The sequence below is a fragment of the Atrimonas thermophila genome, assembly GCF_045864955.1.
GTDB classification, from domain to species: Bacteria; Atribacterota; Atribacteria; order Atribacterales; family Thermatribacteraceae; genus Thermatribacter; species Thermatribacter velox.
In genome coordinates, this window is the sequence record NZ_AP028803.1 from 473,887 (window position 1) to 497,889 (window position 24,003).

At 51.0% G+C, this 24,003-nt stretch carries 26 protein-coding genes and 2 pseudogenes; 19 read left to right on the top strand and 9 right to left on the bottom strand.

Annotation, left to right across the window (positions count from 1 at the left end; genetic code table 11):
- Nucleotides 1-104: 104 nt before the first annotated feature.
- Together ACKTT1_RS02595 and ACKTT1_RS02600 are read left to right on the top strand one after the other, a co-directional pair.
- Complete coding sequence (locus ACKTT1_RS02595; RefSeq protein ID WP_412710088.1) at nucleotides 105-2,282, top strand: HD domain-containing phosphohydrolase; 2,178 nt, start codon at nucleotides 105-107, stop codon at nucleotides 2,280-2,282.
- Nucleotides 2,283-2,435: 153 nt separating this feature from the next.
- Entirely contained in the window at nucleotides 2,436-2,918 is a 483-nt protein-coding gene (locus ACKTT1_RS02600; RefSeq protein WP_412710089.1) for a nuclear transport factor 2 family protein, read from the top strand.
- A 72-nt stretch (nucleotides 2,919-2,990) separates the two neighbouring features.
- Here the strand turns inward: ACKTT1_RS02600 and ACKTT1_RS02605 are convergent, their stop codons facing one another.
- A complete protein-coding gene (locus ACKTT1_RS02605; protein WP_412710090.1) occupies nucleotides 2,991-3,563 on the bottom strand; it encodes an indolepyruvate oxidoreductase subunit beta in 573 nt (190 codons plus the stop codon).
- Nucleotides 3,563-5,272, bottom strand: coding sequence for an indolepyruvate ferredoxin oxidoreductase subunit alpha (gene iorA, locus ACKTT1_RS02610; RefSeq protein WP_412710539.1), 1,710 nt, complete (start codon nucleotides 5,270-5,272; stop codon nucleotides 3,563-3,565). The genes ACKTT1_RS02605 and iorA overlap by 1 nt, the downstream gene beginning before the upstream one ends.
- Nucleotides 5,273-5,578: 306 nt before the next feature.
- Between iorA and ACKTT1_RS02615 the strand changes: the two genes are divergently transcribed.
- Nucleotides 5,579-5,815, top strand: a complete 237-nt coding sequence (locus ACKTT1_RS02615; RefSeq protein WP_369017706.1) for a hypothetical protein — start codon at nucleotides 5,579-5,581, stop codon at nucleotides 5,813-5,815.
- Nucleotides 5,816-5,916: 101 nt separating this feature from the next.
- Here the strand turns inward: ACKTT1_RS02615 and ACKTT1_RS02620 are convergent, their stop codons facing one another.
- Nucleotides 5,917-7,509 (bottom strand): calcineurin-like phosphoesterase C-terminal domain-containing protein, encoded by a 1,593-nt coding sequence (locus tag ACKTT1_RS02620; RefSeq protein ID WP_412710091.1) that lies wholly within the window; start codon nucleotides 7,507-7,509, stop codon nucleotides 5,917-5,919.
- Between the two features lie 204 nt (nucleotides 7,510-7,713).
- On the opposite strand from ACKTT1_RS02620, the gene ACKTT1_RS02625 reads away from it, so the two are divergent.
- The 3 genes from ACKTT1_RS02625 (at nucleotide 7,714) to ACKTT1_RS02635 (ending at nucleotide 9,261) form a co-directional block, all read left to right on the top strand.
- Nucleotides 7,714-8,292, top strand: coding sequence for a hypothetical protein (locus tag ACKTT1_RS02625; RefSeq protein ID WP_369017704.1), 579 nt, complete (start codon nucleotides 7,714-7,716; stop codon nucleotides 8,290-8,292).
- Between the two features lie 443 nt (nucleotides 8,293-8,735).
- The gene (locus ACKTT1_RS02630) at nucleotides 8,736-8,945 is read left to right on the top strand and encodes a hypothetical protein (RefSeq protein WP_369017703.1); all 210 of its coding nucleotides are present in this window, start codon (nucleotides 8,736-8,738) and stop codon (nucleotides 8,943-8,945) included.
- Nucleotides 8,946-9,048: 103 nt separating this feature from the next.
- Nucleotides 9,049-9,261, top strand: coding sequence for a hypothetical protein (locus ACKTT1_RS02635; protein ID WP_412710592.1), 213 nt, complete (start codon nucleotides 9,049-9,051; stop codon nucleotides 9,259-9,261).
- A gap of 24 nt (nucleotides 9,262-9,285) precedes the next feature.
- Here the strand turns inward: ACKTT1_RS02635 and ACKTT1_RS02640 are convergent.
- From ACKTT1_RS02640 to ACKTT1_RS02660, 5 genes and pseudogenes are all read right to left on the bottom strand, one after another.
- Nucleotides 9,286-9,420 (bottom strand): annotated as a pseudogene (locus ACKTT1_RS02640) (HEAT repeat domain-containing protein); the annotation flags it as partial.
- 116 nt (nucleotides 9,421-9,536) lie between these two features.
- Nucleotides 9,537-9,788, bottom strand: coding sequence for a hypothetical protein (locus ACKTT1_RS02645; RefSeq protein ID WP_412710092.1), 252 nt, complete (start codon nucleotides 9,786-9,788; stop codon nucleotides 9,537-9,539).
- Entirely contained in the window at nucleotides 9,695-9,919 is a 225-nt protein-coding gene (locus ACKTT1_RS02650; protein ID WP_412710540.1) for a hypothetical protein, read from the bottom strand. Before ACKTT1_RS02650 ends, ACKTT1_RS02645 begins: the two co-directional genes overlap by 94 nt.
- A 57-nt stretch (nucleotides 9,920-9,976) precedes the next feature.
- Nucleotides 9,977-11,032, bottom strand: coding sequence for a hypothetical protein (locus ACKTT1_RS02655; protein ID WP_412710093.1), 1,056 nt, complete (start codon nucleotides 11,030-11,032; stop codon nucleotides 9,977-9,979).
- A gap of 150 nt (nucleotides 11,033-11,182) precedes the next feature.
- Entirely contained in the window at nucleotides 11,183-11,374 is a 192-nt protein-coding gene (locus ACKTT1_RS02660) for an IS3 family transposase (protein WP_369017700.1), read from the bottom strand.
- A gap of 113 nt (nucleotides 11,375-11,487) precedes the next feature.
- On the opposite strand from ACKTT1_RS02660, the gene ACKTT1_RS02665 reads away from it, so the two are divergent.
- On the top strand, nucleotides 11,488-11,694 hold the full coding sequence (locus ACKTT1_RS02665) for a hypothetical protein (protein WP_412710094.1): 207 nt from the start codon (nucleotides 11,488-11,490) through the stop codon (nucleotides 11,692-11,694).
- A gap of 1,493 nt (nucleotides 11,695-13,187) precedes the next feature.
- Nucleotides 13,188-13,325, top strand: coding sequence for a hypothetical protein (locus tag ACKTT1_RS02670; RefSeq protein ID WP_412710095.1), 138 nt, complete (start codon nucleotides 13,188-13,190; stop codon nucleotides 13,323-13,325).
- A 51-nt stretch (nucleotides 13,326-13,376) separates the two neighbouring features.
- Here the strand turns inward: ACKTT1_RS02670 and ACKTT1_RS02675 are convergent, their stop codons facing one another.
- On the bottom strand, nucleotides 13,377-17,651 hold the full coding sequence (locus ACKTT1_RS02675) for a PLAT/LH2 domain-containing protein (RefSeq protein WP_412710096.1): 4,275 nt from the start codon (nucleotides 17,649-17,651) through the stop codon (nucleotides 13,377-13,379).
- 160 nt (nucleotides 17,652-17,811) lie between these two features.
- Here ACKTT1_RS02675 and ACKTT1_RS02680 point away from each other — a divergent pair, with 160 nt between their 5' ends.
- The 11 genes and pseudogenes from ACKTT1_RS02680 (at nucleotide 17,812) to ACKTT1_RS02730 (ending at nucleotide 23,905) form a co-directional block, all read left to right on the top strand.
- A complete protein-coding gene (locus tag ACKTT1_RS02680; protein ID WP_369017696.1) occupies nucleotides 17,812-18,066 on the top strand; it encodes a UPF0236 family transposase-like protein in 255 nt (84 codons plus the stop codon).
- The gene (locus tag ACKTT1_RS02685; protein WP_412710097.1) at nucleotides 18,021-18,140 is read left to right on the top strand and encodes a UPF0236 family transposase-like protein; all 120 of its coding nucleotides are present in this window, start codon (nucleotides 18,021-18,023) and stop codon (nucleotides 18,138-18,140) included. The genes ACKTT1_RS02680 and ACKTT1_RS02685 overlap by 46 nt, the downstream gene beginning before the upstream one ends.
- Before the next feature lie 86 nt (nucleotides 18,141-18,226).
- Nucleotides 18,227-19,042: pseudogene (locus ACKTT1_RS02690) on the top strand (UPF0236 family transposase-like protein); the annotation flags it as partial.
- A gap of 210 nt (nucleotides 19,043-19,252) precedes the next feature.
- Nucleotides 19,253-20,032 (top strand): ATP-binding cassette domain-containing protein, encoded by a 780-nt coding sequence (locus ACKTT1_RS02695; RefSeq protein WP_412710541.1) that lies wholly within the window; start codon nucleotides 19,253-19,255, stop codon nucleotides 20,030-20,032.
- Nucleotides 20,033-20,035: 3 nt separating this feature from the next.
- Nucleotides 20,036-20,956: an ABC transporter permease gene (locus tag ACKTT1_RS02700; RefSeq protein WP_412710098.1), complete on the top strand. Its 921-nt coding sequence runs from the start codon at nucleotides 20,036-20,038 to the stop codon at nucleotides 20,954-20,956.
- An 81-nt stretch (nucleotides 20,957-21,037) separates the two neighbouring features.
- The gene (locus ACKTT1_RS02705; protein WP_369017693.1) at nucleotides 21,038-22,039 is read left to right on the top strand and encodes a sugar ABC transporter substrate-binding protein; all 1,002 of its coding nucleotides are present in this window, start codon (nucleotides 21,038-21,040) and stop codon (nucleotides 22,037-22,039) included.
- Nucleotides 22,040-22,350: 311 nt separating this feature from the next.
- Nucleotides 22,351-22,665, top strand: a complete 315-nt coding sequence (locus ACKTT1_RS02710; RefSeq protein ID WP_369017692.1) for a nucleotidyltransferase family protein — start codon at nucleotides 22,351-22,353, stop codon at nucleotides 22,663-22,665.
- A complete protein-coding gene (locus tag ACKTT1_RS02715) occupies nucleotides 22,662-22,826 on the top strand; it encodes a HEPN domain-containing protein (RefSeq protein WP_412710099.1) in 165 nt (54 codons plus the stop codon). The genes ACKTT1_RS02710 and ACKTT1_RS02715 overlap by 4 nt, the downstream gene beginning before the upstream one ends.
- Nucleotides 22,777-23,070 carry a HEPN domain-containing protein gene (locus ACKTT1_RS02720; RefSeq protein WP_369017690.1) on the top strand — a complete coding sequence of 98 codons (294 nt, stop codon included), beginning with the start codon at nucleotides 22,777-22,779 and terminating at the stop codon, nucleotides 23,068-23,070. The genes ACKTT1_RS02715 and ACKTT1_RS02720 overlap by 50 nt, the downstream gene beginning before the upstream one ends.
- Nucleotides 23,071-23,295: 225 nt before the next feature.
- Nucleotides 23,296-23,538, top strand: coding sequence for an AbrB/MazE/SpoVT family DNA-binding domain-containing protein (locus tag ACKTT1_RS02725; protein ID WP_369017689.1), 243 nt, complete (start codon nucleotides 23,296-23,298; stop codon nucleotides 23,536-23,538).
- A complete protein-coding gene (locus ACKTT1_RS02730; protein WP_412710100.1) occupies nucleotides 23,507-23,905 on the top strand; it encodes a PIN domain-containing protein in 399 nt (132 codons plus the stop codon). Before ACKTT1_RS02725 ends, ACKTT1_RS02730 begins: the two co-directional genes overlap by 32 nt.
- Nucleotides 23,906-24,003 lie beyond the last annotated feature (98 nt).

Sequence of the window (24,003 nt, forward strand, 5' to 3'; positions counted from 1 at the left end):
AGAGCAAGTTCCTCAGTGTCGAGTTTTTTTGACATGCAGCGCACGAGCTGGTAAAATAATTTATTCATTAGGCTAAGGAATTGCGGCTTTTGGGGTGGAAATGCTTGGAGAAAACCATTTTCGAAAATTACCGGCTTCTCATCCAGAATCTTCCCGATGGGTTTGCCTATCACCAGATAGTGCTTGATGAACAGGGACAGCCCATCGATTACCTTTTTCTCGAGGTTAACCCTGCTTTTGAGGAACTCACCGGCTTGAAGCGAGAAAAAATCCTGGGTAGGCGAGTGACCGAAGTCTTGCCTGGGATTGAACGTTCGAGTTTCGACTGGATTGGCACTTATGGTCAGGTGGCACTCACTGGCGAAACAATGCGCTTTGAGAGTTTCTCCGAGCCGCTTTCCCGCTGGTTTGAGGTTACCGCCTACAGTGATAGAAGAGGTTTCTTCGCTACCATTTTCCGAGATATTACCGAGCTAAAGAAAACTCAGGAACGGCAGCAAAAGCTCCTTGATGCGATACCGTATTCCGTTTTGCTCCTGAACCGGGAGCGGCGTATTTTGGCCCAGAACAAAGTCACCAGGGATGTAGCAGGATCGAAAGTAGGCGATCTGTGCTGGTTTTCTTTTCATGGTACGGAGACACTTTCGGAAGAAGAGCGCGAGGAATTCGAGAGAACTGGAGTTTTGCCCGCTTCTGCCCGTTGCATTTTTTGTCGGGCTGATGAAGCCCTGGAAAAACAGCAAACAATTGTTGAGGAAGTGGAAATTAGAGGAAGGGTTTATGAGACAGGCTGGGTACCCGTGGATGGGGAGACCTATCTCCACTACAGTATCGACATCACCAAATACCGGGAGATGGAGCGCACATTGCGCAGAGAGCGGGACCGACTGAGGGAGTATCTGCGAATTGCCGACATTATCTTTGTGGTGCTCAACCTCCAGGGAGAAGTGGTGCTTATAAATCAAAAAGGAGCGGAAATCCTGGGCTATCCGCAAGAAGAAATCTTAGGCAAGAACTGGTTTGATTTTTTTATCCCGGAGCGCTTGCGAGACAAAATCCGAAATGTTTTTCAAGGGGTGGTGGCTGGGGAAATAGAGCAATTCGGGTACTATGAAAATCCCATCCTGGACCGCTACGGGAGGGAGCGGTTGATTGCCTGGCGCAATACACTCCTTAAAAACGAACAAGGGCAGATAGAGGAAGTTATCGCTGCTGGCCTGGACATCACCGAAGCCCGCAAGATGGAAGAAAAACTACGCTATCTTTCTTTCCACGATTCACTGACTGGCCTTTACAACCGTGCCTTCTTAGAGGAAGAGTTTCGGAGGCTGGATGTGGCCCGGCAGCTTCCCCTCAGTGTTATTATGGTGGACGTTAATGGCCTGAAGCTGGTCAATGACACCTACGGGCATCAGGTTGGTGACCTGCTTCTCCGGTCTGCAGCCCGGGTTTTGCAAATCGCTGTCCGCAAAGAAGACATCATAGCCCGCTATGGTGGGGATGAGTTTGTAGTTCTTTTGCCTCAAACCTCTTATGAGATGGCCCAGGAGGTTTGCCAGAGGATAAGGGATCACGCGGAAACCGTAAAGGTGCACGATGTGCCTCTCTCTTTGGCCCTGGGTGTGGCTACCAAAACTCGAAAAAGCGAGAGTGTGGCTGAAATCTTGCGCAGGGCCGAAGACGAGATGTATCGCCAGAAGCTGGCTGAGGCAAAGAGTACCCGCAGCGCCATTATCAACGCCTTGCTCAGGGCTCTGGAGGCGAAAAGCTATGAGACCGAGCAGCATGTCCTGCGCATGCAAGAGGTGGGAGTTGCCCTGGCCCGAGCGCTTGGGTTGCCTCAATCAGAACTGAGCCGACTGCAGCTGGCCATTCTCTTGCATGATATCGGGAAAATAGCCATTCCAGAAGAGATTTTAAAGAAACCTGGGCCGCTCACACCTTCTGAGTGGGAAATGGTCAAAAAACATCCCGAGGTTGGCTACCGCATCGTCCGGGCTATGCAGGAGTTCGCCCAGGTAGCAGAGGAAGTCTACTCGCACCATGAGCGCTTTGACGGCACTGGCTACCCCCGGGGTCTCCAAGGAGAGGCAATCCCAATTCTGGCACGCATCATCGCTGTTGTCGATGCTTATGACGCCATGCGCTACGGCCGCTCTTATAAAAACCCTTTAGAGCGGGAAGAAATCATTGCTGAGTTCCGGAGAAACGCTGGGAAGCAGTTTGACCCCAAACTGGTCGAAATCTTTCTCACCCTTTTTGAGCAAGGGGTTTTTGATTGAGTTTTCCAGCTGGAGCTTTTCCGGTATTTCTGCACGCTGATTTTTGCCTTCGCTGCCTTTCCAGGGCTTGCTTGCGCTTCGCTCCAAAGCTACCAGCTCGGGCTTGACGATATGTTCCCCTGACTTACTATTTTTTTCAGAGGGGGGATGAACATGAAACGGTTGGTTTTGATTTTCTCTCTGGCAGCCGGCCTGTGTCTTCTTGCTTTGCTCTTCCAGGGTTGTGCTGCCATGCAAGGGATGGAGAGTTCAGGTCAGACCGAGGCAGAGCCTGTTCGGGAAATGGAGGCAGTCATCGCTGGCTACTTCAATGCACTGGCTGCAGGAGACCGTGAAGCATTGAGAGATTATCTTCATCCCCAGAGTCCTCTCTGGGAAAACATCGAAAACATTCTGGGACAATCTGCAGTGTTGCAGGCCCAATTCCAGTCTCCTGGTTGCGCTCTGGGTGAGGTGAGCGTGGAACTTGACGGGGTGGATATTCAGGATGATACAGCATACGCCACTTTGGAAACGGTTACTGTATGCCTTTACTGCGGGAGTAGCGAATGCCAGGAAGAACCTTACCAGTCCCTTGCCGGTGAGGAGGTAACTCTTAAGAAGTGGAGCGGTCAATGGTATGTCTATTGGTTGTGAACTGGAGCGCTGGTTCCGCTTTGCCCGGGAGTGCGCCGGCGCACTCCCGGTTGTGAGGCTACCAGTTTCACCCTATTGTATCGCTTTTCGCCCTTCCTCGAAGGCCCGCAGGTTGTCTTCCTCTCTTTTTCCCCGCAGGACCTTGCTGATGGCTTCTTTCCAGAGTGCTTCTTCCTGCACTGGAAAGACGTTGCTGAAAGCTCCCAGCAAGACGGTATTGGTGTAGCGGGGGTCACCCAGGGTAAGGCTTATCTCAGTCGCTGGAACGCTGCGCACCACAAAACCAGCTTCCGCTAAGCGGGAGGGGACGTCCTGAGGATAATCGGCAGCACTTGTTCCCGGTGGATACAAGCGGAAAAGGTTTAAAAGAACGGTCCCACCGACTTTGAGGTAGGATATATAGCGCAGGGCTTCCATTTCTTCAAAAGCAATCATGAAGTCCGCTTCACCGCGCTGAAGGAGCGGTGCGTAAGCTTCCTCACCAAAGCGAAGATAGGTGACCACGCTTCCTCCCCGCTGGGCCATGCCGTGCACTTCCGATTGACAGACCATGAGTCCTTTTTGAAGCAGGACTTCAGCAATGATTTCGCTGGCTCTGAGAATGCCCATTCCGCCCACGCCGCAGAGAACGATGCTTCCCCGCATCAGGCGTTCACCTCCTCGATGGCCCCAAAGGGACAGAGCGTAGCACATACCCTGCATCCTGCACAGCGCTCAAAAGCGATGCGTATAGTTTCTCCTTTTTCAATAGCCGGACAGCCAATGCTTGCACACAGACCACACAGAAGACAGTACATATCCTCTATGGCCAGGGGAGAGTTCCTGATTTTCTTTTTGAGCTGGCAGAGCCCCTCAGCCACAAGCAGGGTGGGATGGGGAGCTTCGAAGGCTTCATGAAGGGCGTTCTTCAGCCTCTCGAGGTGGTAAGCGTTGATTTTCTCGACCCGGGGAACTCCTATTGCTTTGCCCAGGGCCAGAAAGTCTAAGCGAACGGTTTCCTCTCCAGAGAGCGTTTTGCCCGTTGCCGGGTGTTCCTGACCCCCGGTCATGGCAGTGGTTCCGTTATCGAGAATGAGGACCACGATGGGGGTTTTATTGTATACCGCATCAATGAGAGGAGGGATGCCGTTGTGGACGAAGGTGGAGTCTCCAATTACTGCCACTACGGGAAGCTCGGGGTGGGCGCGCTTTATTCCCTCAGCTACCGATATGGATGCCCCCATGCAGATGCAGGTATCCATGGCCGAAAGTGGAGGTAGAGTTCCCAGCGTGTAGCAGCCGATATCTCCGCATACAGTGGCTCCCAGGTCCTTGAGCACCTTGAATACCCCACGGTGAGGACAGCCAGCGCACAGAACCGGTGGGCGGGGGAGCAGGCGTTCATCGAAAGTTACGTAGTCTCTCTTTTTTTCAGGAAACAGAGCTTCCACAATGATATCCGGGGTTATTTCCCCAATGCCTGGAAAAATCTCTCGGCCGGTAACGGCTATCCCAGCAGCCTTGATTTCCCGCTCCCAGATAGGGTCAAGCTCTTCAAGCACTAGGAGTTTCTCCACCTTTTGGGAAAACTTACGGATTTTTTCAAGAGGTAGCGGGTGGCTAACTCCAAGCTTCAGAACCGAGACCGAAGGTGCCACTTCTCGCAGGTAGCTGTAGAGCACTCCTCCGGTAATCACCCCGATGGAGGGGTCTCGAAGTTCCATTCGGTTGAGGGGTGTTTCTTCTACCCACTGCCGGAGTCGCTCCATGCGCCGCTCAAGCTCGCGACGCCGGGAGCGGGCGTAAGCGGGGATCATCACGTACTTGGGCGCACATTTTGCATAAGGCCGTACTGGTATGGTCTTGCGTTCTCCCGGGATGACCACGCCCCGACTGTGGGAGATGCGGGTGGTGGAGCGGATTAAAACTGGGGTGTCGAACTCTTCGGAGATTTCAAAAGCCAGGCGGGCAAATTCCAGTGCTTCAGCGCTACTTGATGGCTCCAGACAGGGCACCTTGGCGAAGAAAGCATAATTGCGTGAATCCTGCTCGTTTTGGGAAGAGTGCATTCCGGGGTCGTCAGCCACAATGCATACAAAACCAGCGTTTACCCCGGTGTAGGCGAGGGTCATTAGTGCGTCACTTGCCACGTTCAGACCCACGTGCTTCATGGTGGCCAGGGCCCTTTTCCCTCCGATTGCGGCTCCTGCGGCCACTTCAAAGGCCACCTTTTCGTTGGGACACCATCGGGAGTGGACTTCGCGGTACTCGCTCAGGAACTCCAGGATTTCCGTGCTGGGGGTTCCGGGGTATCCGGCAGCGACCTCCACTCCCCCTTCATACGCTCCTCGGGCAAAAGCCTGGTTGCCAAGCATTATTATCTTGCACGTTTCTTTACCCAAGGTTTGAACCTCCTGACGATTTTTCTGGATTTTACAGGGAAGCGGAGGTAAAGTCAAATTCCTTGTTGCGTGAAGCGCAGAGCCCGATTTCTGGATAGGCGTAACCATATGCATTTCTGGTTTACGGGGTGAGCGAGATGAAATGCCCGGTTTGTGGTGTAGAACTGAAAATGGCAGAGTACCAGGGTGATTGAGATTGGCGCTGGAGACATGAATCACCTGGACGACCTGGAGGTTTTCTAAAAGAGGCAAGGTAGCTTTCCGGAAATCCCTGATTTCGTGCTTGAGGTCATTATTCGTGGAGGCAGTGTCGCGGGTGTCGTAGAAAAGGACGGTGATTTTACCCAAAAGATTTTTCTCGGTGAATGGTTCATTGTCCTGGGAGACGACTCAAACGGTACTATTGAAACCTCCAACCTCGAGCGCGACGAGTGGGAAAGCGAAGAGACAAAAGGAAAAAGAACAAAAAACCCAAGATCCTTCCTTGTGCCGAACATGGTTGAGACCTCCCTTTGAGTGGTGCGGTTTTCTTTCTATAGCCAGAAAAAAGGGCAGGGATTCTCGGGTAAATCGTTGAAACATTCAAGGCGGGGTCAGGTGACCCCGCCTTCTTTTTTTCACCATACTTCAAAGAGGCGCTTTCCCTGGTAGATCCTTCCATAACGATCCTTTACTGTGACAGTGACCGTATGGAAGCCGGCTTCGAGGGTGCTGGGAAGTGGAGCCGAGAAGGTATGGGTAGAACCAACTGGGCGCATCCAATCGGGTAGGTCGTTTGCGTACCAGTTCATCATGGGGTCAGGAAGAGAGCGACGAGTCATGGCCTGGGTTTCCTTGTTGTCGATGCTGCAGGTGACTTCCACGGCATCACAGAAAACGTTGGCCACCACATGGACACCCAGGAGGTCTCCTTTGAGGAAGATTCCCTCGGGGAGTGCTGGGTCCTTGAGCCGTCGTTCTACCCGGTCGGCGATAAAGAACGAGATATTCAACTGGTCATCAATGGCTCGGCCATAGATTTTATAGGTTTCTTTCCATTCGTTTCCTTGGAATTCGAAGATCATGTAGCCTTTGGGGGCTGCGTCCCGCTGGTAAGAGAAAGGTATTCCGTACTCATCTTTAGGGCCGCTCCACCAAGAGCCACATCCAGCGCCAGCGATAATCTGGGGGAAAGGAAGATTTGGGGACCAACCGTCGATGGTCGTATCGGGATAGAGTCGCTCCAGAGTATGAGTGTGGCCAGCAAGGAAAAGAACTTTGCGTCCTTCAAGGATTTTGAAAAGGTCTTCCCGGTTTTTGACCTGGTGTTTTTCAGCCGCGCGGTCCATGTAGGAAATGAGAGGAATGTGCATGGCGATAACGACGAGATTCTCCGCTGGCACCATGGCGAGGTCATTCTTGAGGAAGGTAAGCTGCTCTTCGGAAATACCACCGTAGTACGCCTTGCCATCCCAGATGATGCTGTCGAGGACCACGAAATGAACCTTACCCACGTTGAAAGCGTAGTAGGGAGGCATCACTTTTTTGGTAAAGGTTTCGGTGCTATAGGCATCGTTTTGAGAGTCATAATTCATGTCGTGGTTTCCCAGAACATAGAAGGTGGGGATTCCCATTTCTCCCATAACCGTGAGATAACGGTCATAGAGCCCCAGCACATCGTTGACGTTGTCTCCAAGCATAAGCGCAAACGAGGCATCGACACCCTGGAGTTCTTTGACCAGAGAATCCCGCAGGTATCCGATCTCCCGATGGTCGGTCACCTGGGTATCGCCGATGGCGATCATTTTGAAGGACTCGGTTTTTTGTCCGGGAAGAAGTTGAAAATCTACCGAGACGGGAAGGTTTCCTGTGGGAGCGAATCCTTTATACTCCTGGATAAAGTCAGGTGATCCATTGGGTCGGTGGACGTAAAAAAATTGGGGAATGTTCTTCTCATTCACCGGAAGAGTATACTCTGCAGGTTTGATCACAAAAACCACCATCTCGTTTCGCACGGGAAGGGTGTAACGCCCTGTTGCGTCGGTTTGGACTACCTCAATTCCATTTGACACACATACCCCGGGGATACCCTTTTCGCCAACATCAAAGGTTCCGTTACCGTTTGCATCCTCGAACACCACGCCCTGGAAGGTTTCCTGGGCTCCTGCCAGGTTCGCCCACAACACCACAACGCACACCAGAACAATCCACCATCCGACTCTGCGCTGCATTGCTATACCTCCTTTCTAAGGTTAGAAAGAGCATAAAACCAGTCCTTTAAGGGAATATGAAGGGGAGATAAAATTTTTTTTAACCGGATTCTTTGTTGTGCCGAAATGGATCTGGTAATTTTCACAATTTTGCCGTAAGTTATCCATTTTTTAGTCGAACCTTGCTGGTAGGATATTCGTAAAATCAAGAAAGAGGTGGTAGCGATGCGGAAAAATCTTTTTCTGGGAATGGTGTTAACCGGTCTTTTGGTGCTGGGGTTTTCGGCTTTGGCACTGGCACAGAACAACTGGGGGCAGAATCTCACCGGAAAAACCGAGTTGATTGCCGGCAAGGTCCTTGCGGTTGACCTTACTCCCCCGAATACCAGTTTACGCCTTCAGGTAGGTGAGGAGGTTCTCACGGTGGAACTCGGTCCGGCATGGTTTGTGGACGATTTCTCTATAAAGGCTGATGACGAGGTCACCATCGTGGGGGAACGGACCGGTGAAAATGTTCTGGTCGCTTACAGTGTGAGCAAAAGTCAGGATGGTAACGCCGTAACCCTGACCCTGCGCGATGCCAACGGGAAACCGGTCTGGAGTGGAACATCTGGGCCTCAATCGGGCAACCAGTATCAGAACCGGAATCGGGTCACCCTGCAGAACGGAGGGAATGGCAATGGTAACGGGAACGCCCCCGGCCAGGGTCGCCAGAGTGGCCCCCAGGATGGAAGCGGTAACCAGTGGGGCCAGAATAACCGGAACCAGTCCGGCCAGCAGGGTGGTAACGGCGGAAGAAGATAAACTCGGTTTGAAGTAGGGCCAGTCAAGCGGGAGAAGATGTCTTCTCCCGCTTTTTATTTTTCCATCAGGAAAAATTCGAATGTACCGGCTGACTACGTCTTGGAACTTCTGCGACCATAGCTCCAGTCCATCGTGAATATTGTCTTTTCGGAGGGTAAGGGCGATAATAGGGTTTACCGGTCGATCATCGCTGTTTGAAAGAATGAAAAACGGGAGATTGATAGGTATAGAGTTTCTTTGCACTGGAAAAACCCTCCCCGAGAGACCAGGTCCTTTGCCATCCTCGTCGAAGGCCTGGACGTCCCATTTGTTGGGGTCATTACCCATTGGTTCTTTATAATATTCCTCCCGAAAAACGGGATTTACCAGAAAGGATTCCTGAGGAAAAGTTTCTCCCTGATGGAACAGTCCAGAGTTGAAACTTTTTCCGCCAGAATGCCTCTATGGGACCAAAGCCACCCTTTGGCACCCACCGCTACTGTTTCAGAATCTTTGCTCTGGGTACCATGGTCAGGCCGGATCCGAAAATGACTCGCAAAAGACTTTTCAAGGGAATGGACCAGCACGTTCTGGCTCAGGCCCAGTTGGTGGGTTTGTATGGGAAAAAGGAGCCGGCGCGAAGAAGGGATTCTTGCCGGGAAAAGAAAGGGTAACCGGGTTTACCAAATGGTTTAGAGGATGTGGGGAAACCTTTTGGTATGCCTTCTTGGTCCAGGTCTTTGCCTATATTGTTTCAGTCATCCCCGTTCTGACTGAATGTGTCCAGTAGTAATTCATGATTTCGCTTTCTGGCCCACTGTCTGGCGCCTCCGCGAAGAATTGGATTTTCCGACCGGAGCAACAGTTCGGCCATTTCGTCTTCCTCGAAGTGGTCGAGAACTTCAAGTAGATTTTCCTCCACACCTGGTGGACAGTGAACGACAAAAACTCGTATGCCCCGGCGATGATGACGATGTCTTTTTGCGATAGTGCTTCACACAGGACCTCAGGTACTCTTGGACCACCAATTTGACTCAGGACCCAGGCGGCGGTCTTTTCCAGGCCAAGGTTTTCTCCCCGAAGGGTCACAGGAAGGGGTTCCGCGGCCCGGATATCGCCGATTTCTCCCGGGGTATAGGCCGCACCCATCCGCACTTGAGGAATATCGTGCTGCAGCGCTTCACAAAAGACTTCCACCACCGCAGAATCCTTGGTGTGTAAAAGGGCTCAGGAAGCCTTCCACCAGAGGTCGGAATTTTCGGTATTCATTTTCCGGAAACTTCGATCAAAGGTTGTATTGCTCTGGGGTTTCCGATTTTGCCCAGAGCTTCGGCACTGTCCTCGCGCACAAAAGGGTCTTTACTCTCGTCCCGACGTGCCCCAAAAGGGGCCTCGCTCTCTTTAAGGAACTCATCACGAAACGCTATGCCTCGTTGCCCCCAGAGAACATTGGCGACCTCAAAGGAGATTCCAAGTCCTTGTCCAGGGCTTTGAGGGCCTCCCGGAGTTTCGCCCACTCTCGATCTGCATCTTTGCCCGAGCATCCCTCAAGGCCGAGGACAGAGAATAGGACTCTCTCCGTTTCACCACGGGCACCTCCAAGGATCATGGAAAATGACTCAACGGGACTGTAGGGGGAGGGGAGGATGTTCCCTTTCTCCCTTTCAGCAACTTCTCCAAGGAGTCGAAAGGCAAACTCTGGAGACTAGAAAGCGGGAGGTTCTTTGGGGTTCCCGACTCCCTGTACGGGGAGGACTCCAAGGATTCCATCATTCTCGTTGTAGAAGAAGACCCCGATTCTATTGTACCGACTGAGGGTAAAGAAGCCCGGGGTGTAGTGCCTGAGGGGAAGCACCTGGGGATTTTCCTGGAACCCGGGACGGGCCCATCCCCCCACCTCCCACTGATAACAGGTGTTGTCAAAGCCGAAATGGGTGACCTCCACGGGTCCCCCCAGCGCTCTCACGAGAATGCGAGATCCCGAGAGACCCCGGACAGTACAGAGACCCGGAATCGTTTCTTCCCCAAGAACCCGGGACCCAGAAAGCACGATAGTCCCAATTCTCCCGTCGTTCTCATTTCCGATAATGACCCCAATCTTGCCATACCGGGCAATCATGAGCATAAAGAGTCCATAGTGTGGAATCGGGTAGTACTTTGGGTTTTGGGCAAACTCTGGATGAGAGAAACCCGCCACCTCGTCATGAAGGTACCTTCCCTTGGCCCAGAGGCCAACCTCAATCGGCTCCCCGAAAGAGAGAATCTCGAACTGCCCATCTCGCATGGTCACTCTCCCGAGTCCGGGGACCTCAAGGCCCTGGAAAGGTCCACCTTGAAGGGCCTGAAACGTCACCTGCCCATCGTTCTCTCGCAGGAAAACAGCGTATATTTTCTCATAGCGGGCAAGAACCAGGAGAAGGGTTCGGTAGTGAGGAAAAGGGAAATACTGAGGATTCGCAGCAAATTCCGGACGGGCCCATCCCCCAACTTCAGTATGAAAGTAATACTGCTTCCCAGGGTCCCATCCAGCGATGAAATCGTTCCCCCGCACCTCCACGCCTGAAGTCTGTGACTCGGGCGTCCCCGAAGAATCGAGGAGAAGATAGGAAACCTCCACGGGTTTTGCCGGGTCCATGGCTTGGACCTCAAGAACGTAGTCTGTGGCCCACATGAGGCGATAGTCTGGGTTTGGATGAGCGATGAGGCGAACAAAGGATGGATCGTCAATGATGACAACATCCTGAGACGATGCGAGGGCCATACCTCCTGCAAGGAACCCAAAAAGCACAAGAACAAGGGAAACGTATCTCATTCCTCGCCCTCCTTTGTCTGCACATTCTTACTCTGCATCATACTGGACTTCCCCCAAAAGGTGGAAGCACTGTTATTTTACTCTAACTCGTATTGTCTTTCAAATTCCTCTTTTCTCCTCTACCCCAGTGTGGAATAGTCTTTCTGAGTTATAGAATCCCTCAATGGAGACAAAGAGACTCAGTTTTACTTCTTCTTGGGTCTTGTATTTTCTTCCGATGAGTTCGGTCTTTAGGGTCTTAAAGAATGATTCCATCACCGCATTATCGGAACGGTTTCCTTTTCTGCTCATGCTGGGGATCACCCCGTGTCTTGTGGCAATCCTCGGATACTGGATAACTATACTGAATCCCCTGATGGGGTGATGGGGAAGGGGACAAGCCGGCTTTCTCCGTTCCAAAGCTTTTGAAGGACCCAAAGGAGGAATTCCTGGTTCAGTCTCTCGTTGGCATCTCAGCCTCCCACTTTCTGGGAGTAGAGGTCCATGATGACCGAAAGATACAGCCACCCATCTTTCCTGGGGATAGAGGTGATATCGAAACAGCAATAGAATCTGGTCTCTCAGCCTGGAATCCCTGGTGTACCGGATTGGGAGCTTTCTTGAAGGCATGAGCCGAATTGGTGGTGACCCGATACCGCTTCCGAGTTCGTGTTGCATAGTCATACTTCCTTATCAGTCGAATTATCCGGTTTCTCCCCACCTATAGCCCTTCTTCTTGAGGAAAGCAGTCATCCTGGGACTCCCATACATACTTTTCCTTCCCTCAAAAGCCTTCGTGGTGGCCGTAAGGAGTTCTCGATTGGCTTTAGCTTCCTTCGATTCGCCGCTCCTTCAAAAAGGCGTAATACCCCCTCTACCCTAACCTGCAAGACTTTGACTCAACCTCTCCACCGAAAAGGTAGCGGTGGGTATCCAGAAAAGAGAATTTCATTTTGGTGTCTTTGAGAAAAGTTCACGCGCTTTTTTGATAGTCTTTTTCTTCAGCAACCCTTTTGAGCTCTTTTTCTCATTAGCGCACATAGGCCTCATCCTTTCGAAGGTTTCCCTTTCCAGGAAAAGGGTCCTGTGGTTCTTCTCGGAAAGTCCTTTTCCACGTATAGATAAGACTTTCCCCAATACCAAAGTCCCTGGCGAAACCTGTGCTACACTCTACTTCCTTTCTTGAACAAGGCGCAAAATTTTGAGCTTCACTCTCGGTCATACTTTCTTCTTTCCATTTTCTGACACCTCCAGTTCATGATGCTCTCCTTTTCTTTGCCTCCACTCAACTGGGGGAAGGTCATCTTCTGGCTCAGGGTTTGAAGTTATTGGAGGTCTTGAGTCTTGGTGCTAAGGAGGTAGAGAGGGAGATGATAGGTTTATGAACTGAGGATGGGAAGTTGGAGATTGGATTCCATTTTGGCCAAGGTTACAGTTTAGAGATTGATCGGGTGAAACAGTGCGGTCGGTCTGAAAAATAGGCTTCCTATATGGGTTGAGTTCTCAGCACTACGCTCCAGGAGGTAGGGCGTATCTGGTCGTCTCGTCAAGCAGGGTAATATACGTGGCCGAGAGGGGCGATGGTGGAGCTTTCCTGATCGGCTCAGCGCTTTTCTCCGTATCTTCGGCTTTATTACCGAAAGTGCCTTTTGGAGGGGTGCAACACGGCAATTGTGGCTTGGACAAGGAGAATGTTAGAAATCCTCTGACACCCTTTCGACGAAGAAACGGTTTATGAGGAAAGACCGGTGAGGTTTTCTCTTCCGCCCTCGCAAAATTTTAGCCTCTGAGCTCTTGTCAAGGATAGGGGATGGAAGGTCAGATAGTTTCGATGTGTGCCCAAGGGCATGGAGAGAAGTATAAGAATGACTCCCGGCTGGCTATTTCATCAAGGATTCTTAGGATTCAAATTGTTAAAAGAAATTTTGGGATGAGAAACTCAAAGGATTAGAAAAGGAGTTAAGACTCGTTTTTCAGAGAAGAGGTTTTGTTGCCCTTTGGGAGTTGCCGTAACACAAAATAGAATATGCCACCACAAAATACGTGTTTCTGAAAAAAGAATTCGGGTTTTGTGTAAATTTGAAGCCTCTCAACTAGTAAGTTCAGGAAATTCTCACTGGGGGGAGTGCTGAAAGGCTGGCGGTTTGGACCATTTGCAAGGTGGGGTGAAGGAGCTCGGGCGTGCCTGAGGTATGGAAAGGAGCCTTACCTGGCTATCCTTGATTTTTGCGAGATGACCCGTATCCAGGTTATTGCCGTATAGGGAGTTTTACCAGAGGTGTATCAACTTGGGTAGGATTTCCCACAAAAAAGGCTATGTTCCGCTGAGAAGGCATACGTTAATGAGAATGCTTCCAGTTTGAATGATGGTCTGGAGGAGCGGTTCGTAGACATCAAGAGCAGCATTGGTATCGGTAACTGGGTCATGGGGAAGGATGTTGAGAAGAGCATCCTGCCTATAGATGGAATGGCCGTTCTCTCGCCAGTTTTTGACATTGCTTGCGGCAAGAGAAAGGAGAATAGCTAGCGGATAATCAGGCCTTACGGGTTCACAGTCAGTAACTCCCAGGGCTTCATAATTCATAGCGTGGTCAGAAAGGGTGGGACTAAAGGGGTTGTTTCCCACTGTCAGTGTTCTCAGAGTGGCAAGCTTCCCTTTGCAGGAATCTGGGTCGTTAGATTCGAAACAACCGATGATTTCCTCCACCAGAGTTTTACTTCGCTCAAGGAGGAGAGTTATCTGCCGAAGGGTTGGGTCGTTTTGACCGAGTTCCTGAAGGAGAATAACTTTATATGCTTGCGCGACTGAACCCGATACCACTCCAGGGAGTTGCACCGACCAGTTGAGAGCGTCATAGAGGTAATCGAGGAGGTCAACGGTGCTTGAAGCCAGTCCCAGGGTAAAACCAAATTGCTGGATAAGGCTTTTCTGGTTGGTAAGGTAATCTCCAAGTCCTTCAGAAAGGGCATCAGTGAGGTAATCATCCGGAGAAACACCGAAAATGGAGAAAGCACTCACGCCATAATCGATCACCGGTAGGGAAGCATTCACCACATCGGGGTTTAGTCCGGCCAAGTATTCTCGAACGGTTTTCCCACACAGGAAGACCTCGGTTTTCCCTTTGAGGGCGGATAAGACCACTGCCTGGAGTGCTTCGTTTTTGTAATTGGCCCAGTTTGCAGGAAAAACCCAGACGGTTTTCTCCCTGACCTCGGTTCCCTTGCGGGTTCTTATGAGGAACCGTTCTGGACGGGTGAGGGTTGCGGCTTCAAAGGCTACTCCCCATTCATCTTCGGGAAGGTACGGTGGCTCCCGTTTCCTCCAGGCAGGATTGGCCGATTGTCGACCGAGGAAGCGGCCATCCTGACGGAACACTTCCATATCCCTCTGGCCATCGAGGCAGGTGAAGTAAAAACGGGTACAGTCCTCGGGAAGGATGAAAACCGTGTCACTTGCTTCGACGAGGTTGAGGGATTTTCGCTCACCTTCTGCAAAAATGCCAGCAGGGTAAAGGTCGGTTACTGGGGTGAACTTCCCATAGGTTTTTCTATCCCCTGTATCAAGAGCCAGCCACCGGTTGGGAAGGAATACCCATTCGGTCCCCGAGCGGGTGTCTTTCACCTTAAGTCCTAAGACAAACCAGCCGGGTTTATTTCCGGAATTGTCATGGAGAAGGACGATGTGGTCGAGGTTTTCGATAGCCCGTCCGGTAACTGAAAAGATATCCCGCCGTCCTCGTTCAAAGGGGTTACCGCTATGGAAGAGCCGCATAACCCCTGAGCCGTACCGTACACCTTCCCGCTCCTCGGGTTCATAGAGAGCAAGGAACACCTGGGCATCGGTACCAGCATTTTCCAGGTCTCCAGTCAAAACCTCCACTTCGTAGGTGGCGGAGTTTTGTCGCGCAAAGGCAGGAGGAATGGTGAGGCGCCTGCCGCCAATAGTTCGTCTTTGGTCCACAGCCACTTCTTTCGTGACACTTGTCGTTTGCCAACGGTCATCGGTAACCTTAAGAGTCACCGGCATGATCTGAGGCACAGAAAAGAAATGGGCAAATTCTCGTGCTTCAATTATGGCTGAACCAGGCCAGGACCACTCGTACTTGATGATCACCCCATCAGGGTCGGAGGAAGCGCTTCCATCAAATGCCACGCTCCTGAAATAGTGCATTTCATCTTCGGAAATGAGGAAGTCTGCTACCGGATGGGCGTTGGGCGGGAGGGTCAGGGTGAACCGGGGTGGAGTGAATCTCCAAGGTTCCACTACTTGCTGGATGGTATTCCCAGGAAAAGCAAAGGAGATATCCCAGCTCCCTCGAAGGAGTGGAGCAACGATCCGTGTTTTTGGACTCCCCAACCTTGCCTGGAATTCGAAAATCCGCCAGTCCTGCTCCCAGATAAGGCGAAGCGGAAGGGATGTACTTGGAAAACCGGGAGCGACTCCCTGTATCCGTACCACGTAGTCATCGCGTTTTTCTAAGGTTAAATTCCCGGTAATATTGTTTCCTGCGGCATCGAAGACCTGGAGGTGCCGGAGGATATCATCAGCGAAGAGGTACGACCATGGCCGCTCAGGATCCTGCTGGATCTGGATTTCGAAAGCATATTCCGGGTGCACGGTGTACGGAGTGTCAAAGGAAGCCTCGGCAGTACCGCGGCGGGAGGTGACCCGGAGTGTGCCAGAAACCAAGAAGGTATAGCCATTCCACAGGGGTTGGCACTCTGGTGTGCTCGGGAGGTATTTGAAAAAGATTTTTCCATGGATTACTTCTTTTTTGGCAATCCGTTCTGGCAATGGATCACCGCTAACAAACTGGAGGTTCTTAGTTTCAAGGTTGAAACGTAAATCGTCGATATCCACCGGAGCGTTGTTCCTGAGCGTCCAGTTGGCTACGAGGTGTTCCCCTTCGGGATACGTCTGAACTTCAAGGTAAAGAGGATTGGGAAAGGGAATAACGGTCATGGCGAAAGTTCTTTGAGCCGGCCCCAAGGAGGCGGTGACCGTGGTCACCTTGGGGGTGCTATCCTGGAGTTTGGGGGTAAGCCAGGTAAAGGTAAGGCGTTCCTCCTCTTTGGTGATAGAGACCTCCTTCACACTCACCGAGAGGAGTTTCTCGAGTTCCGGGAGGGTGTGAAAACGAAGCTCGGTGGGTAAATCTTCAAAAACCTCGGAAAGACTTTCCCCATGAGGAGACACTTCTACGAGTTCTATGGGGAGGGGCCAGCCTGGGCCAGAAATATCGAAAGCGACCAGCATCGGGTTTTCGATTCCTTCGTCCCGTTCGAAGCGATTACTGAGGAAGGTGCATCCCTTATCTCGGAGAACGAGGACCCTTTCACTCGGATCATATCCTTCGGGGAAGACGAAGACCCCGGTGAGTTCTCCCGGAGGAAGAGCATAGCGCAGCAGGAGATGTCCCTGGGTAGCAAGGAGTTCTTTTCCGCCCACCACCCGGCACCTTCTCGCGCTCAATCCCGGGGGCCAGAGGGTTTTTTCGGTAACTCGCCTTCCATCGGGGGAAAATGCATGGAGAACGGTTTCCTTAGGACCCTTTTCCTCGACGATGATTACGGTGTCGTCATCCAGGAAAGCACCATAGAGCGTGGTTTTACCACGAGGCGTAAATTGGCCCAGGGAAATTGGTGGTTCTCTGGTATCGGCAATAAAAAAATGGAACGTCTCAGTTTCATCCTCGATAGCGAGGAGCATCTTGCCAGAAAATGCATCGAAAAAATGAAGCGGTGAAGGAACAATACGTGGGGCAGGGACGATATCTGGAAGAGGGAACCGTTGCACCATTTCACCAGCTTCATCGAGGAATTCCAGGAACACTGCATCCCTCTCCTGGCAAAGAATGGGGAGGAATGTGCTCGGAATGGAATTCCGGCTCTCCCAGGTGTGACCACTTCGTTCGGGGAAAAAGAACCGCACTCCTGGGGAGAGGTGGGTAATGGGGAAGCGCTTGCGATCCTGAGGAAGGAAACCGAGATATCCGCCGAAATTCCGTTGTGCATCCTGGGTGGGCACAAGGATTACCTTCCCAAAGGCAATTACTGGCTGTCCTCCTCCAGGAACGGGCTCACTTAGAAGGCATTCTTCCGTTTCTACATCGAAGACGTGAACTACGCCCCGGTCGTTGGTTACCAAAAATCCACCCTCGGCAACCAGGACCAGGTTTCCAGGGAATACTTTCTCTTTTTGTGTTTCAAGGGAGAGTACCTGCGTGTCTACGGCTTCGCCAGCGTAGTAAAAGACATATCCCTCACACAGACCATGAAGGATGCACTGTTCAGGAAATGCCTTCTCGCAGATAACCTTTTGAGTCGCACAGTCAACGACCACAAGAACGTTCTTCCGCACTACAAAAGCCAGAAGGTTTCCATCCTGAAAAGGGCCACTGGTGGGGGTGTGGGAGGCATTAGCGATGATGCGTGACACTCCGTCAGATTCCTGCAGTGGTTCCCATTTGTAGAGAATTTGCAAGAAGTCTGTTTCTTTCCCAAAAACAGAGGAAAACCCAAGAAGAACCAGAAAAGCAAAAATCCCGGTAAGTAGAGATAAAGTTCTTTTCAGAATGGGAGTGAACACATCCTTCCCTCCTCAAGAGTATTTTACCACCCCAACCTGGAGGAGGAAAGAGGTGATGTAAGTTCATTGTAGGCGTCTCAAAGAAACACAAAGGACCTCACCGTCCAGTGTGGTATAAACCTTGTCTGTGTAACAACACACTTCTCTGGAGGTGAGGTCCATGGATATGGTACAGCATATTCTCAAAGGATGTCAGAGGATGCTGGAAACAGTGGACCACTTTCTGGAGGAGGGGGTGACCTTCCAGGAATTCGGAGAGGACCTCTGGGAGACCATGCACGGTGTGGGAAGGGAAATCCTCAAGGTGGTCCTGGACACCAAAGACCAGGAAATTAGAGAGGATAGAAGGAGAAAGAGAGCTTCGAGGTGGTGCGCAAGGACAAAAGGACCATCCTCACCCCCTTTGGGGATGTGACCTACCAGCGGACCTACTATGGGAAGAGAGGAACTCAAAAGTACATCCACCTCCTTGACTCTTCTACAGGGTGAAAGAAGGAACGGCGTATCAATCCCCTGCCTGAAGCTTTGCTCCTTGAGGAAGCGACCGATACCTCCCCTTCCCAGAGAGGGGAAGAGGAAAAGTCTCTCGCAGGTCTTGCCCCTACCTCTTCATCGAAGCCGATGAGGACCATGTCCCCAGCAGGAAAAAAGAAGCATCAGGAATACCCAGAAGCAAAGAAACAAGACGCCTCTTTGCCAAACTCGTCTATGTCCATGAGGGAAAGGTGCAAGATGGGGAAAGGACCAAGCTCCGCCACCCTCACTCCTTTGCTGGTCTCTATGAGGACACCGAAAACCCCTGGTTCGAGGTCTTCGAGTACCTGGAGGAACATGATGACCTGGACCGTTGGGAGTGCATTTTCCTCTGTGGAGATGGAACTTCCTGGATGCAGAAAGGCCGTGAAATCCTCCCCAAAAGCATCTTTGTCCTGGATCGCTTCCATCTCCTGCAGTATGTTCAAGGAACCTTTGCCCACTGTCCCCATCTTTTTCCTGAACTCCACCGAACTCTCCAGGAGGGAAACTGGGAGGGTGTCCAGGGTATCCTGAGAAACGCTCACACCCGAAACCCAGACCCCAAAAAGAGGAATCACCTCAGAGACCTCAAGACCTACCTGGCCCGGAGTCTGGGTATTGCCACCGTCTACCAGGAGCAGCAGTTGATTCCTGGTTTGACCGTAGCTGAGAACCTTTTTCTGGGGAGAGAGTGGCGAGCCAGGGGCGGCTGGGTGGATTTTGGAAAGCTGTTTGCTGAAGCCCAGCGGGTTATTGACCTTTTCGGCCTTTCGCTGGACCCTCGGGCGAAAGTGGAGAGCCTTTCCGTTGCTGAAAGGCAGGAAGTGGCCATCTTAAAGGTTTTGCAGGAGAAGACCCGAGTGATTCTTCTTGATGAACCAACTGCAGCACTTTCCAGAGAGCAGGTCCAGTTTTTCTTTGACTTCGTCAACCGTCTGCGGGAACAGGGCATGGCCATTCTCTATATTTCCCATCACCTGGAGGAGGTGCTGACCATAGCTCAGAAGGTTACCGTGCTCCGGGATGGCCAGAAGGTAGGCACTTTCCAAAGTGGCGAGGTGGATAAAGAGGCGCTGGTAGAAAAGATGGCTGGGCATCGGCTGGCTCGAAAGCCCACGGGAGAGAAAAGTCCACCCCGGGAAGTGGTACTTGAAGTGGAGAACCTGGGAGACGGGAAAAACTTCCAGGGAGTTTCCTTTCTCCTGCGCAGAGGTGAAATCGTGGGTTTTCTGGGGGTTACAGGTTCGGGATGTCGCAGTGTGCTGCGTGCTCTGGCGGGTCTCCATAAATGGAGCGAGGGAAAAGTTACCATCCAGGGCAAGGTCTTCAAGCTTTATCAGGTTACCGACGCAGTTGAGCTGGGAATCTTTTTTATGCCTGAGGACATGCGCCGGGAAGGGTTGGTGCTTCCCCTGGGGTTTACTCAAAACATCACCCTTTCTCGTTTGAGGAAGGTTTTGTGGAGAGGATTTATTCACCCGGGCAGAGAGCGTGCTGTGGGTCAGGAATACGTCCATGTCCTGAACATTGCTGTCCCCGGTGAGCGGGCAGAAGTGGCAATTTTGAGCGGAGGAAACCAGCGTAAAGTACTCCTGGCTCGAGCTCTGTTTTCCGATGCCTGGTGCTGGCTGCTTGAAGATCCCACCCAGGGGATTGACGTGGAGGCCCGGGCGGAAGTCCATCATCTCCTGCTTCAGGCAAGGTCGCTGGGGAAGAGTATTCTCCTTTTCTCTTCGGACTTTGACGAGCTGATCACGGTAACCGATCGCATTTTGGTTTTTCACCGGGGGAAGGTGGTGCAGGAAATTGACCGACCTGAGCAGACGACGCCTCAGGAATTGCTCCGACTCATGCTGGGAGGGTGAACGATGAAAGGTGTAGCCTTGCGTGGTCGTCAGGTATTACTTTTAGTACTGGTGGTTATCGCTGTGTTTACCGGGGTTGTAAATCCCCGTTTTCTGAGCGTACAGAACTTCCTGAACATTCTGCTTCAGATTTCCGTTCTGGGGGTAGTCAGCTTGGGAGCGACCATTCTTCTTGTTTCCGGGAACCTGGACCTTTCGGTGGGGAGTTTGCTCTCCCTCAGCGCCTACCTGGGAGGCTTGGTGATCATGCACAGTGCCTCTCTGTTTTTCGGGATTATTACCTGTCTGGGGGTAGCGGTGCTTTTTGGTCTTTTCAACGGGTTCCTGGCTTCTTTAGAGCGGGCTCATCCTTTCATTTTCACTCTGGGTATGATGACTTTTTTGCAGGGTATTGCCATCGTTATCAGCCGGGGTAGTCCCATAAACGGTATGGGAGGACTGTATGAGCTGCTTGGCATACGGGATCTTTTCCGAGTCCCCATGCCGGTGGTCCTTTTCGTGATTTTACTCCTGGTGGTGCACCTGTTCCTAACCTATTTCCCCTTGGGAAGATACGCCTACGCCCTGGGTGGTAACCAGGAAGCCAGTCGGCTCTCAGGAATCAGAGTTGGACGGGTGAAGATTTTTCTCTACGGTTTGAACGGGCTTTTTGTAGGTATTGCTGCCTTGATGCTGAGTTCCATTCTGGATTCCGCCCTGCCTACCATGGGTACGGGTTATGAACTGCGCTCCATTGCCGCGGTGGTCATTGGGGGAATCCCTCTTTTTGGGGGACGGGGGAACGTGTGGGGCACGTTGCTTGGAGTTTTGCTTCTGGGATTGGTATCAAACAGCATCAACCTGATGGGGATAAGCGCCAATTTTCAAAATGTGGTTTTGGGTGCCATTATGGTGCTGGCAGTGATGTTTCAGGGTTCACGGTGAAGGAGGTGATAGAGCGCTTTTGAGTCTGATGTAGCACATTTTTGAAGAAAGAGAAAGTTTTTGAAGGGAGGTTAGAAGGTCATGAAAAGGAGTATTCTAAGTTTGGTTTTGATTATGTTTCTGGTGCTGGATGTGTGGGGTCTGGCGGTTGCTGAAGAAGAGCTGGAGATTGCGTTCATTCGAGCCACAGGTGAACCCTATTACCAGTATGGTTCTCAGGCGGCAGAGATGGCAGCAAAAATGCTGGGAGTGAAGATGATCATTTATACCTCCAACCTGGATCCCGCTCAGGAGCTTGCCAACGTTCAGGATGCCATCTCTCGAGGAGTAGATGGAATCCTTATTTACGCCGTGTCGCTCTCTTCGGAGCGAGCAGCCGTGGATGCTGCCAGCAAGGCTGGTGTCCCCATTTTCTTCCAGTACGGGTATCATCCTGACTTGCTTCCCAAGTCGGCCGGGTTCATGCAAATTGACCTCAAAGCGTTTGCCAGACCTCTGGGTGAATGGATGGCTGAAAACCTTGAAAGCGGCAAGGTAGCCATCATTGAGGGCACCCTGGGTCGGGGTGATGCTGAGGCATACAGTGAAGGCTTTAAAGAAGGCCTGGCTAAGAATCCCAACCTGAAAGTGGTGGCTCAGGTATCGGCAGAGTGGAACCGCCAGAAAGCCTATGAGGCGGCAACTAACATCATCACTGCTCACCCGGACCTGGTGGGACTCTTCGTGCAGAATGAGGACATGGCAGTTGGGGCCGCCAACGCTCTGGAGCGGCTGGGTAAGTTAGATCAGGTAAAAATCGTTTCTCAAAACGGCGCTCCATACGGCCTGGATCTTATCCGGGAAGGCAAGCTGCAGCTTACCAATGCCAATCCTCCTTCCATTGCTTCGGTCATGGCCCTGCGCATACTGCTGGGAGTTATCAAAGGCGAAATTGAGCCCGGACACTTTTACTGGGCTCCCACTCAGCTCATCAGCAAGGACAACCTGGAGGTTGCCTATCGCTGGGATGCTGATGAAAAGGATATCGAAGCCTGGTTGCAGTTGCCCCTTCCTGAGCCGGTTATCCCACCACCTGCTTCCTGAAACAGCGCCCCCGGGAAAACCCCGGGGGTGTGTCTGCGTTGTGTCCTACGGTGAGTTTAAACCGTCTTTCATAGTTTTGGATTCGCAAAGCAGCCGGCTCACGGCTGTTTACTGGCGAATAATTGAGTTTCTCCTCACCAATGCTTTACAATGTAGAGGGATTTTGTGTTGCCTCCTTTGCAGGGTGCTTTTTGCCGGGTGGGCTGAGGGCTTTTCTAAAGCCGGAAGAAGTGAGGGTATGGTGGGGCAAGTTTTAAAGACCCTCTCACGCTTTCTTGAGGTTCTGCCCGTGGAATGACGGGGGAAGAAGAATGACTGAACTACAAAAGGTTCTGAGGGATTTGAAGCAGGAGATCATAAAGGTTTTGGGTGAGAAGTTTCAGGAATTGATACTTTTTGGGTCTTATGCAAGAAAAGAAGAAGGTGCATTCTCAGACATTGACCTTTTGCTTCTTGTAAAGGGTGAGCTTTCTCGGGAAGAAAAAAGGAAAATGGATGAGGTCATAAGCAGATTTTCCCTTGAAAACGATGTAACCATTGCCTGTATTGATTATCCGGTGGAAATCTTTGAGCGATTTAACACGCCATTTCTTTTGAATGTCAAAGAGGAAGGGATAAGAGTGTGAAATATTCTGAAGAAGTAAAGGCTCTGTTGCACAAAGCCCAAAGAAGCTTGGATGCGGCAAAAGAACTGTTTTCTAAGGGTTATTACGACTTTGCTGTTTCACGTGCCTACTATGCAATGTTTTATTCCGCAGAGGCGGTTCTCCTCACCAAAGATTTTTAAAAAACATTCTGCGGCTATCTCTGGGTTTGGGAAAGAATTTGTCAAGACAGGAGAATTTGAAGAAAAGTACCACGGATATCTGCTCAATGCTTTTCGGGAAAGAGAGAAAGGGGATTATGATGTTTTCCTGTTCCAGGGTAAGGAAGACGCAGAAGAAGTGTTGAAAAATGCTGAAGAATTTATCTCTGCGGTGGAAAATTTTCTACTAAAGCTTGGATATGAGCGCAAAGGGAGTTGTGGGTAAGAAAAGGATTATTCCCTTCTGGTACTAAAAAGGCCTCGGCGAAAGACCTGCTCTATTTTCGGAAACTCCTTCGGGTCCGTTTTCCACCAACCCGCCTTGTTATGACAATGTCAGCCATTTTGCTCTTTCGGATTGCTTTTCCCTCTGGCTAAAGCAGAAGGTTATTTGACAAAGCTCTTTTTACGCTTTACTCTATTGTTAGGTAATACTCAAGAGGTGAGTAAGATGAAAACTGCTAAAATTACCAGAAAAGGGCAGATTACTATCCCAGTGGAGTTTCGCAAAAAACTTGGAACCGACCTGGTGGAAATCGAGATGCAAGAAGAAAAAGTGATCATCAAGCCGGTGAAAAAAATTGGTGGTATTTTCCATCGCTACGCCCTGAAAGATAAACCCATAGAAGAGATCCTGAAAATGGAAAAAGAGGCTGTGAACAATGCCTTCAGAGAGAAACACAGTAATCGTTGATGCTAATGTGATCCTTCGCTATCTTTTGAAAGACGACCCAAAGCTTTATAAAAAGGCAGAGGAGTTCTTTGACGAGGTGTTTTCTGGCTTGAAAAAGGCTCTCTTTTTACAGTCGGTTATCGCAGAAGTCATCTATGTCCTTCGAGGTCTTTACAATGTGAAAAGAGAGGAGATAGCAGAAGTTCTGGAGGAGTTTTCGAAGATGAAGGGAGTAAGGATTCAGGATAAGGATGTGGTGCTTGAGGCATTGCCCATTTTCAAATCCAAAAACCTGGACTTTGTTGATTGCCTTCTCTGTGCCTATAGCAGAAAATATGCAATCTTTACCCTTGATAAAGGAGTTGAAAAGTGCATAGAAAAATTATAGCTCCCGCGTTCTTTAAGCCTTAACTGCGCCTTTTCCCTTCCTCTCCTTATTCCGCATTCGCTTGAGGCGGCGCATCAGCGATTTGTACCCAGGGCTTT

Bases quoted from the DNA above. Each gene is read 5' to 3' on its own strand.
- ACKTT1_RS02600 (WP_412710089.1), top strand. From the start codon at position 2,436: ATGAAACGGTTGGTTTTGATTTTCTCTCTGGCAGCCGGCCTGTGTCTT.
- ACKTT1_RS02605 (WP_412710090.1), bottom strand. From the start codon at position 3,563: ATGCGGGGAAGCATCGTTCTCTGCGGCGTGGGCGGAATGGGCATTCTC.
- iorA (WP_412710539.1), bottom strand. From the start codon at position 5,272: ATGCTTGGCAACCAGGCTTTTGCCCGAGGAGCGTATGAAGGGGGAGTG.
- ACKTT1_RS02620 (WP_412710091.1), bottom strand. From the start codon at position 7,509: ATGCAGCGCAGAGTCGGATGGTGGATTGTTCTGGTGTGCGTTGTGGTG.
- ACKTT1_RS02625 (WP_369017704.1), top strand. From the start codon at position 7,714: ATGCGGAAAAATCTTTTTCTGGGAATGGTGTTAACCGGTCTTTTGGTG.
- ACKTT1_RS02630 (WP_369017703.1), top strand. From the start codon at position 8,736: ATGGGACCAAAGCCACCCTTTGGCACCCACCGCTACTGTTTCAGAATC.
- ACKTT1_RS02635 (WP_412710592.1), top strand. From the start codon at position 9,049: ATGTGTCCAGTAGTAATTCATGATTTCGCTTTCTGGCCCACTGTCTGG.
- ACKTT1_RS02655 (WP_412710093.1), bottom strand. From the start codon at position 11,032: ATGGCCCTCGCATCGTCTCAGGATGTTGTCATCATTGACGATCCATCC.
- ACKTT1_RS02660 (WP_369017700.1), bottom strand. From the start codon at position 11,374: ATGAGCAGAAAAGGAAACCGTTCCGATAATGCGGTGATGGAATCATTC.
- ACKTT1_RS02680 (WP_369017696.1), top strand. From the start codon at position 17,812: ATGGATATGGTACAGCATATTCTCAAAGGATGTCAGAGGATGCTGGAA.
- ACKTT1_RS02695 (WP_412710541.1), top strand. From the start codon at position 19,253: ATGGCTGGGCATCGGCTGGCTCGAAAGCCCACGGGAGAGAAAAGTCCA.
- ACKTT1_RS02700 (WP_412710098.1), top strand. From the start codon at position 20,036: ATGAAAGGTGTAGCCTTGCGTGGTCGTCAGGTATTACTTTTAGTACTG.
- ACKTT1_RS02705 (WP_369017693.1), top strand. From the start codon at position 21,038: ATGAAAAGGAGTATTCTAAGTTTGGTTTTGATTATGTTTCTGGTGCTG.
- ACKTT1_RS02710 (WP_369017692.1), top strand. From the start codon at position 22,351: ATGACTGAACTACAAAAGGTTCTGAGGGATTTGAAGCAGGAGATCATA.
- ACKTT1_RS02720 (WP_369017690.1), top strand. From the start codon at position 22,777: ATGCAATGTTTTATTCCGCAGAGGCGGTTCTCCTCACCAAAGATTTTT.
- ACKTT1_RS02725 (WP_369017689.1), top strand. From the start codon at position 23,296: ATGAAAACTGCTAAAATTACCAGAAAAGGGCAGATTACTATCCCAGTG.
- ACKTT1_RS02730 (WP_412710100.1), top strand. From the start codon at position 23,507: ATGCCTTCAGAGAGAAACACAGTAATCGTTGATGCTAATGTGATCCTT.